Source organism: Pumilibacter intestinalis (genome assembly GCF_943193005.1).
Taxonomy (GTDB): domain Bacteria; phylum Bacillota; class Clostridia; order Christensenellales; family Pumilibacteraceae; genus Pumilibacter; species Pumilibacter intestinalis.
This window is the reverse complement of record NZ_CALPCH010000006.1, coordinates 107,563-120,457: the sequence shown is the minus strand read 5'-3', so window position 1 is coordinate 120,457 and position 12,895 is coordinate 107,563. Positions and strand designations below refer to the sequence as shown.

The following is a 12,895-nucleotide window of genomic DNA, read 5'->3' as shown; positions in this document are numbered from 1 at the left end:
CTTGGCAACGAGTCGGGAGAGTAGGTAATTGCCGCATTTCATTAAAAAGCACTGTATCGCTACAGTGCTTTTTTGTTACACGTCATTGCGAGCGGCGTAGCCGCGCGGCAATCTCTTGCATTAAACAAGTACAGTATCTGCACTTTTCTTATGCCTGAGATTGCTTCGGAACTAAAGTTCCTCGCAATGACGTGTTTACCATATGCCCTACACGCCGTTTACGTCTATTACGTTGAATTCCGAGCGGCAACCCGTTTTGAATTTTATTGCCCAGTCCGAAATGCCCGAGGTCACTATAAAATTCGTGTTCCCGCGTTTTTCCATGCCGTAAGTTTTGTCGTTGGCAATCGATATAAACAAGTTCACGGGGATAAGTTGCCCGCCGTGGGTGTGACCCGAAAGCACGAGGTCCGCGCCCGACTCCGCTTCGGCGTCATAGTCGTTGGGTTGGTGGTCGAGCACCACGATATATTTGCTTTTGTCGAGTTCGGCGGTTAGTTCCGCTATCGGCTTGCGGTCTTTTTCGCTCGCGTCTTTGCGCCCCACAATGTAAAAGCGGTTATCTATGAGCACGTGCTCGTCCTCGAGAACAATCACGTTGTTTGCCGTAAGCTCGTTTATCAGGTCTTGCGAGTCGTAACCTCTGCCGGAGTTGTCGAAATATCCTTTGTCGTGATTGCCGAACGCAAAATATACTCCGTAAGCGGTTTTCAGAGTGCCGAGCGCGGCGCATGCGGCTTGCATGTCCGCTTTGCTCGTGTCGTCGTCTACGTAATCGCCCGTTATGACGACAACGTCGGGATTTTGCCGTTGCATTTGTTGCACGTGCTCGAAAAACTCATCGCCGCCGAAGGTTGCGCCTACGTGCGAGTCGGCAAACTGCACTATGCGAACGTTGCCTATCTGCTTGTCGGAGTCTACAGAGTAACGCGTTATCTTAACGTCGTGCGCCAAAACCCAAGCAACCGATAAGTAAATAGCCGTAACGGCAATTGCGGCTATAGCCGAATACTTGATTTTGAAATCCTTTTTGCGTATCTTTTTGATTATGTAAAATATAAGGTCGGCTATCAGCCAAAACAGCACGAGATAAATAAAAATAATCGCGGCGTTTATTATGCCCACGGTAAGGCAGAGTATGAGTATCGCAACTACTGGCACGGCTATGCTCAAAACGAGTTTAAGCCAACGCCTGTTACGCGCAATAAGCTCGGTAACCGTGAATTTGTATATTCTGCTGCTTACGTATGCGGTTGCGCCGCCGAACAGTATTACGGCGGCGCAAAATATCAGTATCCACATATATCAGTATTCGAGTTTTTGTTCGAAATATTTTTCGAGCTCGGCAATGGGCAAGCGAATTTGTTCCATGCTGTCGCGCTCGCGCACCGTTACGGTGTCGTTCTCGAGGGTGTCGAAATCCACCGTTACGCAGAAGGGAGTGCCTATCTCGTCTTGGCGGCGATACCGTTTGCCGATTGAGCCGGTGAGGTCGTAGGTGCATGCGAATTTTTTGCAGAGCGAGCGGTAAACTCCGTCCGCCTTTTCCGAAATGTTTTTCTGAAGGGGGAGCACGGCAACTTTATAAGGCGCGAGGAAGGGATGAAGCCTGAGCACCACGCGGGTGTCGCCGCCCTCGAGTTTCTCTTCGTCGTACGCGTTGCAAAGCAGGGCCAAGAACGCGCGTTCAACGCCGAGACTCGGCTCAACGCAGTAGGGAACGTATTTCGCGCCCGATACGGGGTCGGTGTATTCCATGCTTTGACCCGACTTGTTCTGATGACATTTGAGGTCGTAGTCGGTGCGGTCGGCAATACCCCAAAGCTCGCCCCAACCGAACGGGAACTTGAACTCGAAATCGGTGGTTGCCTTGCTGTAGTGGCTGAGTTCCTCTTTTTCGTGTTGCCTGAGCCTGAGATTTTGTTCTTTTATGCCCAAACCGAGCAGGAAATCTTTGCAGTATTTTTCCCAGTAGGCGAACCATTCGAGGTCGGTGCCCGGCTCGCAGAAGAACTCGAGTTCCATTTGCTCGAATTCGCGCACGCGGAAAATAAAGTTGCCCGGCGTTATTTCGTTGCGGAACGATTTGCCTATCTGACCTATGCCGAAAGGTACTTTCATGCGCGTGGTGCGCTGTACGTTCTTAAAGTTTACGAATATGCCTTGCGCCGTTTCGGGACGGAGATACACCGTAGCCGCGGTGTCCTCGTTAACGCCCTGAAAGGTTTTGAACATAAGATTAAACTGTTTTATGGGCGTAAAGTCGCACTTGCCGCAAACGGGGCAGGGGATTTTGTTGTCGGTTATGTATTGCGAGAGTTTCTCGTTGCTCCAACCCGCTATCTTCTCGTCCTTTTTCTTGCGGGCGATGTAGTCCTCTATGAGATTGTCGGCGCGGTGACGGGTTTTGCACGACTTGCAGTCCATGAGCGGGTCGGAAAATCCGCCCACGTGTCCGCTCGCTTCCCAAACCTGAGTGTTCATGAGTATGGAGCAGTCTACGCCCACGTTGGTGGGAGCTTCGGTAACGAATTTTTTCCACCACGCTTTTTTTACGTTGTTTTTCATCTCAACGCCCAAAGGACCGTAATCCCAGGTGTTGGCGAGTCCTCCGTATATTTCGCTGCCGGGGTAGATAAATCCGCGCCCCTTGCAGAGTGCCACGAGTTTGTCCATGGTAAGTACGCTTTTGTTTTCAGCCATAATCTTTATTTAATACTCCTTTAGCCGCACTTGGATTACTGCGGCATATAAATAGTTTAATTCAAAAAGGGCTGTGTCGTCAAGCGAAATAAGTTTGAAAAAAACCATGCATATTTTTATCACACAGAGCATATTCGGTCATATTATAAAGTAGAGATATCTCTCGAACAAAAGAAAAAATTCAAAATGTGCGCGTGAATACAGATGTACGCAAGACAAAGAGTGCGTATCTCGCCGCACGGGTTCGGAGTATCCGTTTACCGGTGACGGAGAAAAGACGGTTGCGGCGGAATACCCACCCCGAAAATCAATTCCAAAAGTGTTATAGGAGGTAACCCATGTTTAACAACTGCGGGAACGATATGTTCCTTATTATCCTTCTCCTCTGCTGCTGCGGCGGACGGGATAACGGCTGCGGATGCTACGACAAAAAAGGCTGCGATTGCTCCGACATGCTGTTGTGGTACTTATTGCTTTCGTGCTGCTGCGGCGGCTGCAACAAAGACTGCTGCTGCAAATAAGCGTAAAGAAAGCGAAGCGAAAAACTTAAATTACAAATGCGAACTCCCCTCCGCCAAGTTACGGAGAGGGAGTTTTTTCGTGCTCTCGTTCTTAAAAACGCTTGCGTAGCTTTGCCGCGCGTGGTATACTATATAAGTATATGTATAAGTTTCGCATGAAAAATAAGGTTTCGCCCAAGTTTAAGTAAGCGCATAAAAAAGGAGACCCGAAGAAAAATGTCTTTACTCGAGTTGTATCTCAAAAAGAGCGAAAATGCAGTAGCCGAAGATAAAGATAACGCTTATCTTTTCGAGTTTACGCGCAATTTCCGCACCCTCCACAAGTTCGAAGAGGGATTTCGCACGTTCGAAAAAATTTGCGAAATGACGGAAGCGGAAAAACAGGCGTACATAGAGGACAGCCCCGCGCAAGCGAAAAGTTTTATGAGCAATATGATGCGTACAAAACTTTTCCGCTCCGTCCGCGGCAAACCTCGGCTTACCGCAAAAGGCGAGGTGTTCGAAAAGTTTCTCGGCGAGCGGCTGGGCGAAGACGACCGCTGGTTTATAGACTTTTTGTTTTTTGCCGACTCGTATTTTGCGCTCAAAAAGAACTATATATTTTCGCAAACCGACCACGTGTTTTCTATATGGGAGCAGGCGGGCTATTCGTTGGGCAGAATATACAACGCAATGATATACCTGTTCAACGTGCGCTCGCTCGATATGGAAGAGTTCTTGCGCACCGAATACGTAATAATGATATCCTTTCTTTCCGACCCCGAGTTTTTGCGCGTTTACCGCGAGAGCAGCGAGTTCGAAAAGAACGAATTGCACGAGTACGTTGCCGACAACTACGGAAAGGGCAGATATAATTGCATAATAACGTCGCGTTTTTCGCCAACCGCGCTCATCGACTGCGAAACCGTGCTCGACGACGCGAAAATACTGTTTTTCGCGCACTACATAAAGAGCAGTCACCCCATAAGTTTGGAAGATATGCTCGACACGTTCGAACAGGTTTATACAAGGTTTTACCGCATAAATTCCAAACGCGTTACAAACTTTATCATGATGTATGAAGACGTTTTCCGCATGACCTATCTTAACCTTTTCTCCGATATGCAGGACTTTTACACGGGTATCAAGTTAGACGATAAAGTGATATCCGCGCCCGACAAGGAGAAATTCGACAAAGAAGAACTCGAGAAAGCTCTTATTGAGCCGCTCGACTACACCACGACCGAAACCGTGGAAACGCTTGTGAAAGTAAATTCCATGTTTTCGGCGGCGGCGAAATCGGCGGCGGGCTACAGGTGCGAGCTCGAGGGCGTAAACTCCTGCCGATATTTTACCGATAAGACGAGCGGCAAGCCCTACCTCGAGGTGCACCAAATAATTCCGCGCGAGTACGCGGGCGAGTTCGGAGTGAATATCGAACGCGCCTCCAACTACGTTGCGCTTTGCCCGCATTGCCACAGATTATTGCACGAAGCCGCGGATAACGAGCGTTTCAGAGCCGCGAGTGCGCTCTATTGGGGAAGAAAGGAGCGGCTCGAAGCCGACGGGATTTCGCCCACCAACGAATTGCTTTTCGCAATTTACGGCATAGAGCAGAAAAAACTCAAGCCGGGGCAAAACGATTTCAGCAAGCCTTTGCTCGAAGCGGCGCAACCCAAACTCGCCGCAGGCAAGAGCCATGCCAAGCCCAAACCCGCCAAAAAATCCACTAAGCAAAAGTAATTCGATTTTTCCCCGTCATTGCGAGCGTAGCGAAACAATCCCCCTCGGGTTTCCCCGTCATGCGAGCGTAGCGAAACAATCCCCCTCGGGTTTCCCAGTCATTGCGAGGAGGGCGTAGCCCGACGAAGCAATCCCATTCATGAGAACCGAACAGTAACTGCACGTGTTCCATGCAAGGGATTGCCACGGGCACAAGTGCCCTCGCAATGACACGTTTTCCCCGTTTCATGAGAACCCAAAAATCCCGCGCGGTATCGCTTGCGAACCGTAGCTTTATATAAATTATAAAATATGCAGGCTATTTCATATACTATGAAAAGTCGAGCGGAGGACAAAATGAAAACCAATGTAAAACTGATTACCGTCGGCGCGGTAACCGTTGCGCTTACAGTTGTGCTCGGGCTGTTGCCTTATGTGTTTTTAGTGCCGCTGTTGTTCACGTGCGTAACCCGAGATTGGAAAATTTCGCTGTGCGAGGGCGCGTTTTTCGGAGTGTTGAGCTTTTTATACGCGTTTATCAGCCCGTCGCCCGTGGGCGTTACCTTTATAGCAAATCCGTGGATACCCATAGTTCCGCGCATACTTACCGCGCTCGGTTGTCACGGCGCGTATGCGGGGCTTAAAAAGATTTGCAACGGCAACACCAAAGCGGCTGTGTACGTGCCCGTTATAGTTGCTTGCGGATTAGGCTCTCTGCTTAACACCGCGCTCGTAGTTCCTTGCCTTATTTGGCGCGGCGGCGACCTGTTTTTGGCGATAATCATAGAAACCGCGATAGCGGCGTGCATAGAGTTTGCGGTTGCGGTTATAGTTGTTCCGCCCGTCGCCGTTACGGTGGGAAAAGCACTGCGCCTAAAAGGGTATGTTCACTAATCCGTATGGGATTGCCGCGCTCGTAAACTCGCTCGCAATGACGTTTCAAACCGTTTCCCTGTCATTGCGAGGAGGGCGTAGCCCGACGCGGCAATCTCAGCCGAAAGAAACGTATAGCCACTGTACTTGTTCCATGTATGGGATTGCCGCGCTCACTGCGTTCGCTCGCAATGACGGTTAGTCCCAATCTCATCCTATAAAAAGGAGAATTCACGCTTTTGTTACTTGTAATAGACATAGGCAATACCAACATAAAAATGGCGGTGTTCCATAACGACGATATCGTTATGTCGCTTAGGCTCGCAACCGCCGTGGGCAAAACGAGCGACGAATACGGCTTGAACGTAAAAGAACTTCTCAATGCCGGCGGCGTATCTCTTTCCGATATCACCGCGGTAATAATGAGCAGCGTTAATCCCAACCTAAACTATACGTTCGAGCACATGGTGCACTACTATTTCAAAGTTAAGCCCATGTTGGTTGGCTCCGGCATAAAAACGGGCTTGTTTATCCGCTACAACGACCCCAAAGAGGTGGGGAGCGACCGCATAGTCAATTCGGTTGCGGCGTATCAAACCTACGGCGGACCGGTAATAGTGGTAGACTGCGGCACTGCCACAACTTTCAACGTAATAAGCGAAAAGGGCGAGTTTTTGGGCGGGCTTATATCGTTCGGACTCAAAACAAGCGCGGACGCTCTTTCGGGTTGCACCGCCAAACTGCCCAAAATAGAGCTTGCCGCGCCGCCCACGGTGGTGTGCAAGTCTACCATAACCAACATGCAGTCGGGCATAATCAACGGCTTCGAGGGCATGGTGGGGCACATAATACGCAAAATCAAAGAGGAAACGGGCTATTTCGCCGCAAAAGTTATAGCAACGGGCGGACTCAGCGAGCTTATAGGCAAGGAGAGCGCGGCAATAGACGTGATAGACCGCACGCTCACTTTGCGCGGACTCAATATAATATACAAAATGAACACAGCGAGGGACAAGCAATGAAAACGGTGAACGTGGCAATAATGGGACTCGGCACGGTGGGCGGCGGAACATACGATATTCTTACCCAAAACCGCGACTACATAAAGCGCACGCAGGGCGTGGATATCGCGGTAAAGCGCGTGCTCGACCGCGACCGCGAGCGAGTGCTCGGCAGGGGAGTGTCGCCGAGCGTATTCACCGATAATATAGAAAACGTGGTTTCCGACTCCTCTATAAGCATAGTGATAGAAACCATGGGCGGCGTAGAACCCGCCAAATCGTTTATAATAAAATCGCTCGAGAGCGGAAAAAGCGTGGTTACGGCAAACAAAGAGCTTATCGCCAAGCATTGGCACGAGCTCGAACGGTGCGCCAAAGCGCACGGCGCGGGGCTCTATTTCGAGGCGAGTTGCGTTGGCGGCGTGCCCGTTATACGCACGCTCACCGAGAGCATGCAGGCAAACCGTGTTTGCGAGCTTTACGGCATAATAAACGGCACAACCAACTATATTCTCACCAAAATGACCGAGGAAGGACTTAGCTACGAAACCGCGTTGCGCGAAGCTCAACAGCTCGGCTACGCCGAATTCAATCCCTCGGCGGACGTTGACGGGTTCGACGCCATGTATAAGCTCAGTATTCTCTCGTCGCTCGCGTTTCACACGTCAGTGCCGTATACGAGCGTGTACCGCGAGGGTATAACCCGCGTTACGGCGGGCGATATTAAGTGCGCGCGCGACCTCGGCTACGTAATTAAATTGCTTGCCATAGGGCGCAGAAACGGCGACAAAATCGAAGCCCGAGTTCATCCCACCTTCGTGCCCGTAGACCACCCGCTCGCCAGCGTGCGCGGCGCGTTCAACGCGGTGTTGCTTACGGGCGATTTCGTAGACGATATAATGCTGTACGGCAGAGGGGCGGGCGCGCGCCCCACGGGAAGCGCGATTGTATCCGACGTGGTGTTTTGCGCCAAACGCACCGAGCACGAATATACCGATTTCGGCATTTCGGATAAAGCGGGCGAAGACGTTGACTCGAGCGGCGACTTTACGAGCAAGTATTATATTTCGCTCACCGCGTTCGACCGCGCGGGCGTTCTCTCGGCTGTGAGCAAGGTGCTCGCGGGCTACGGCGTTTCCATAAGTACGGTTTTGCAAAAGGGGAGCGGCGGCGAAACCGCGAATATAACCTTCCTTACTCACGAAGCGGGCGAAAAGTCGGTTTCCGCGGCGCTCGCCGAAATAGAAAAGCTCGAATACGTGCGCAGCGTAGACAGCCTGATACGTTGTTTGTGATGGGGTACCATTCTTTTTCCTAAAATACTTTGCATAAAAAAAGGCGCGGGGCAAATAATAACTTTGCATTTATTGTTAAATTGTTTGTTAAATGACTAATTAAATTGTTTGACAACCCTTTGGCAATATTGTATAATTGTACTGTTGCATATAATTTTTTTTACTTTCTTACCATAGGAGATTTGAAATGAAGAAACTCAAAGGCATTTTGCTTACCGTTGTTACGGTGATACTCGCAGTTGCCATGTTGGTTGGCACCGCCACCGTAAGCGTATTTGCCGATACGGACTCCGCTACGCCTAATTATGGCGCGAGCAAGGAAGCAACGCTTGTTCGTAAAGTTAATTACGGCGATAGTGCAAGCAAAATAGAAGGTGCACAAGAAATAATTTCGCCCAGCGGAAAAGATATTTTTAAAGAAGCCGAACCGAAATTTAATGAAATCGGAGCTTATACCGTTAAATTCGCAAACGGCTACAGCTACGTAGTTTCTTGCACGCTCGATAAAGATTACGAACTCCGCGTAGCGCATAACGGCGCGGATATACCCACGTATTTGCAGGCAGGCGGTACGTTTACCCTTCCCGCGGCGGCTATGTGGTATAAGTCCGAAAATGAATATATAGACTACGAAAAAGAAATCGATGCGAAAATCGCAACCGTATACTGCGAAATAGAAGGGGCAACCGTAAAATATAAAGGGAACGCTCATACCGGTGATATTATAGTAAGCGGCGATTACAACCCCGAAAAAGACGGTGCCGACAAATACGAGATAACTTTGCCGAATGCGCAGACCTACACGGTGCATTACTATTGCAAAGTAAACGGCGGCTCTAAATATATCTTCAAAGATTACACCGTAAACGTGCAGAAGAAATTCGAAGATAAATCCGCTCCTACGCTCGGTTTGGTAAATGTTCCCACAAACATCAGCCTTAACACAAAAGTAACTCTTCCCAAAGCTACGGCTACCGATAACTACGATAAGAATGTTAAAGTTACTATAACCGTTGAAGAGTTCCTCAACGGCAAATATGTGCCCGTTAAGCACGTTGTGCCTGACGAAGACGGTTACGGCAAAGATTATAAAGATAAAGATGAAGAGTACGCAGAACTTGAAGACGAGGTATTTGAAAACGATTACAACCTCAGTTTCTATCCCGTACACGCTACCAAATACAAAATCACCTATAAGGCGGAAGACGACGCGGGCAACCCCGTGGTAAGCGAACACGTATATGAAACAACCGCGAGCGATAGAACCGCTCCCGTGCTCAAGAACATAGACGAAGACAAAATACCCACCGTTTGGGGACTTAAATCGGTGAAAAGCGAGAAGAACGAAAATGTTTCCACGCTCTTAAAGTTCCCGACCCCCGAGTTTGTAGACAACAGCCGCGAAACTCCCAAAGTTAAATTCGAACTTCGCGACACCGTGAACAACAACGTGGTTATCAGCTTCGAAAACATCAATGATAAAGAAGGCGACGGAGCAAAATACAAGTATTCTTCGAGCAAGCCCAGTGCGGGGCTTTATCCCACCGAGGGCGAAAATGTTATAACTTGGGAAAGCCTTGTTACTGGCGGTACTGGCGGTTTAGACCTTACAAAATATACCGAGTTGGATAGCATGAAGGGCAAGACCGTAACGGGTAAATACACCGTTCGTTACGAAGCCCGCGACAGCGTTCCCCACACAACGAGCAGAACCTATAACATTGATATTCAAGACGAGTTTTCGGATACCAAAGCTCCCTTGATTAACGACGTTAAGTTTGACGATAAGTTCATCGTGTTCACTAACGAAGAAACCGATTTCAATATTCCCGTGCTTGAGGTTTCCGACGATAACGACGCAAAACCCACCGTTGAGTACAAGCTCTACGCGGCAGATGAAAACGGCGCGGCAAAAACAGGTGATAATAGCGAGATTACGGTAGAGGGCGGCGAAACCGCAAAGCTCGAACTTAAAGAAGGCGTTCCCACGCTTACCGTAGACGACGACAAAGTTATAAAGTTTGACGGTACTACCTATAAATATCTTGTATATTCCATAGTTGCAACCGACGACGTTGGCAACGAAGCTACGTTGAGCAACAAGAAAGAGGGCGCTGACTTTAAGAAAGAGGATTTGATTGCCGTAGTAAACGGTAGCAACCTTGCCGCTCCCACGCTCAAATTTGAGCCTAAAACGTCCGCACAAACCTCCAATCCTTCCGCGCCCGCTGCGCGTGCTACGGATACCGACGGATTTGAAATCGAAATGAAAGAAGGCGTGCGCACCACCGTAGGCGGCTTCACCGTTAAGCCTGCCGATGCCGATGCCGATAAAAACCGCGAATTCTACGGCTTTGAAATCAGCCTTTACACCGTGAAAGACGGTGGAACTCCCGAGCTTTGGACGGCGGGAGAGGTTACTCTCAAAACGTATTGGACAGGTAATGCGTTGCATGTAGACGATATTACGTTTGCCGCTCCGAGAGTTGACCAAGTGATTGTATTCGTTCGCGCGTACAGCGTGTCGGGGAAGAGCACTATAGCGGGCAAGGTTATAAAGGTAACCAAGAAGGACGCGAGCGGCGGAACTACCTCCGCAATCGATTGGCGCAACGAAGGCACCGTTTATACCGAATACACTATAAAGAACAGAGAATTGCAAACTCCCGAAAATATCGTTACGGGTAAAAATTACGTTGTTCGCGAAATAGTGGGTAACGGCAAATTCGCTCTTACCGGCTTCCGTTTCAGCGCATACAACGCGGGTTCGTTCACGTTCTCCGAATACTATTGGAGCAATAAAACCAATGAGTTGGAGCTTTTCAATAACGGAGCAAAAGACACCATCGTTATATCCGAAACCGCAACTCCCGTATGGAACTTGCAGGATAAAATGCCCACCTACGTTAAGCTCAACGAAGCAGTTTCCTTGCCCAAACTCGTGGCTTCCACCGAATACGCCAACGCAAAAGTGGAACTCACCGCAACCTTTAAGCCCGCGGGTTCTGATACCAAAGTGCTTACCGTTGCCAAAACCGCAGATGAAACAGGCAAAGACATAAGCATAGATAAGGAGACCGGCAAGTATACGTTTACGCCTAAGAGCGACGGAACTTATACCTTTAAGTATTCGGCATTCTACGGCGATAACGGCTCGGTAGACGTTGAATACGTTGTAAAAGCCGGCGACGTTACTCCTCCCGATTTTGACGTGCAAGGCAAGCATGCCACTACCGCTACCGAAAACGATACGTTTGAATTCCACGCGATAAAACTCGGCGAGAACGAAGACGGCGAAAGCAAAATGACTTTCACCAAAACGCTCAAAGACCCTGCGGGTACGGCGGTGTATACGGTGAAAGGTACGGGCCCGAGCTACGCTTCGGCTACCAAACCCACCGACGGCAGCAAGTACACCTTTACCAAAACGGGTCATTACACCGTTGAATATTCGGTGAAAGACCAGGCGGGCAACGAAACGCTTTATACCGAAACTATTACCGTAAGTGCCGCAAACGTTTCCAGCCCCATTTCCACCAAGATAATCAGCACAATTCTCATAATAGTAGGCGTGCTCCTTATCGCGGGCGTAATACTTTACTTTGTGCGTTTCCGCAAAGTAAAAAGCAAATAAGCGATAACCTCTAACAAACGATAAATAAAAGCGGCGATACTCTTATTTTGCCGCTTTTATATTTGTTACGGCGTCGCATAATGGCGCATCTATGCACTACGTGCTTGTGCACACGTGGTCACGTACGTTTAAGTACGTTCCCGTGCGTGCACTGCGCCTGTTGTGCATATCTGCACCATTCTGCGCCGCCTCGGTTATCTGTCATTGCGAGGGTGCACAAGTTTTCCCTGTCATTGCGAGGGTGCTTGCACCCGAAGCAATCCCCTGCATGAGAAAGCAAAAGTCTCTCGAAAAATAGCGTATGGAGCATATATGGCGGAAGAAAAAGGAATAGCAAGGCAAAATATAAATAGCGTAACCGCCGAAGAAAAAGAACGGCGTTTAGCGGCTCTTAAAGCGTGCCGCGGCTTTTCCTTAAAATCTTTTTTGCCCACCTCGGAAAACTGCCATTTCGAACGCTATAACTTTGCGTGCGGAAAAGAAAAGCTAAGCGTGGTTTACGATACCAAAGCGCAAATGCTCACTCTCACGGCTCAAGCCGAGTTGCTCGAACGCTCGGCGAAAGCCATGAAACCCAAACCGCCGTTACATAAAAAGAAAGTAAAGCCCCAAAATCCCAAACCGCAAAAGAAAGTTCCGCCCCCGCAAGAAAAAGTTTCGGCAAGCGTAATGCGCAAGCTCCGCAAACTGTTGCCCGACGCTTTCGACCTGCTCGGCGAACAGTCCAAAACCGACCTCGGCATAGGCATGACGGATATAGGCAACGAGAACGTAAAGCTCAGCGATTACTCGGTGTTGCTCGTGCCGCCGTATCGCGGGCTCGAACGGTTTATATACGACCTCCAACAAGCGCGGGAAATAACCGTAAAAATGATAGGGCAGGCGTATGAAAAGAACGATAGCGGGCGGCACGTGCTCAAGCAGTGTTATCGCAAAAAGAACGGCATTGTTTATTCCGAGGTGATGAGCGCGCTGTATGTGGAATATTTCGAAAAGCGCAACTTTTACGCCCATTCCGACAACTCGCTCTCGGGCGCAAGCAGAGTTATAAACGACAAAGCCGCCGCAAAAAAGATTTTCGACGGGCTTTGCGAGATAATAAATTACAACGCTAAAAAACTCAAAGAAACGGGCTTTACTATATCGCCCGAAAAGAACTAAGGAGAA

8 protein-coding genes are annotated in these 12,895 nt (G+C 49.2%); 6 read left to right on the top strand and 2 right to left on the bottom strand.

Annotation, left to right across the window (positions count from 1 at the left end; translation table 11 throughout):
- Positions 1 to 207: 207 nt before the first annotated feature.
- The gene (locus tag NFR55_RS04585; RefSeq protein WP_251546772.1) at positions 208 to 1,302 is read right to left on the bottom strand and encodes a metallophosphoesterase; all 1,095 of its coding nucleotides are present in this window, start codon (positions 1,300 to 1,302) and stop codon (positions 208 to 210) included.
- A 3-nt stretch (positions 1,303 to 1,305) separates the two neighbouring features.
- Positions 1,306 to 2,703, bottom strand: a complete 1,398-nt coding sequence (locus NFR55_RS04580) for a glycine--tRNA ligase (protein ID WP_251546770.1) — start codon at positions 2,701 to 2,703, stop codon at positions 1,306 to 1,308.
- Between the two features lie 737 nt (positions 2,704 to 3,440).
- Here NFR55_RS04580 and NFR55_RS04575 point away from each other — a divergent pair.
- The 6 genes from NFR55_RS04575 (at position 3,441) to NFR55_RS04550 (ending at position 12,889) form a co-directional block, all read left to right on the top strand.
- A complete protein-coding gene (locus tag NFR55_RS04575) occupies positions 3,441 to 4,946 on the top strand; it encodes an HNH endonuclease signature motif containing protein (protein ID WP_251546768.1) in 1,506 nt (501 codons plus the stop codon).
- 336 nt (positions 4,947 to 5,282) lie between these two features.
- Entirely contained in the window at positions 5,283 to 5,819 is a 537-nt protein-coding gene (locus NFR55_RS04570; protein WP_251546766.1) for a hypothetical protein, read from the top strand.
- Positions 5,820 to 6,037: 218 nt separating this feature from the next.
- The gene (locus NFR55_RS04565; RefSeq protein WP_251546764.1) at positions 6,038 to 6,820 is read left to right on the top strand and encodes a type III pantothenate kinase; all 783 of its coding nucleotides are present in this window, start codon (positions 6,038 to 6,040) and stop codon (positions 6,818 to 6,820) included.
- Positions 6,817 to 8,094, top strand: coding sequence for a homoserine dehydrogenase (locus NFR55_RS04560; RefSeq protein ID WP_251546762.1), 1,278 nt, complete (start codon positions 6,817 to 6,819; stop codon positions 8,092 to 8,094). The genes NFR55_RS04565 and NFR55_RS04560 overlap by 4 nt, the downstream gene beginning before the upstream one ends.
- Positions 8,095 to 8,281: 187 nt before the next feature.
- Positions 8,282 to 11,728 carry a hypothetical protein gene (locus NFR55_RS04555; RefSeq protein ID WP_251546760.1) on the top strand — a complete coding sequence of 1,149 codons (3,447 nt, stop codon included), beginning with the start codon at positions 8,282 to 8,284 and terminating at the stop codon, positions 11,726 to 11,728.
- Positions 11,729 to 12,040: 312 nt separating this feature from the next.
- Positions 12,041 to 12,889 carry a hypothetical protein gene (locus tag NFR55_RS04550; RefSeq protein WP_251546758.1) on the top strand — a complete coding sequence of 283 codons (849 nt, stop codon included), beginning with the start codon at positions 12,041 to 12,043 and terminating at the stop codon, positions 12,887 to 12,889.
- The last annotated feature ends 6 nt before the right edge of the window (positions 12,890 to 12,895 follow it).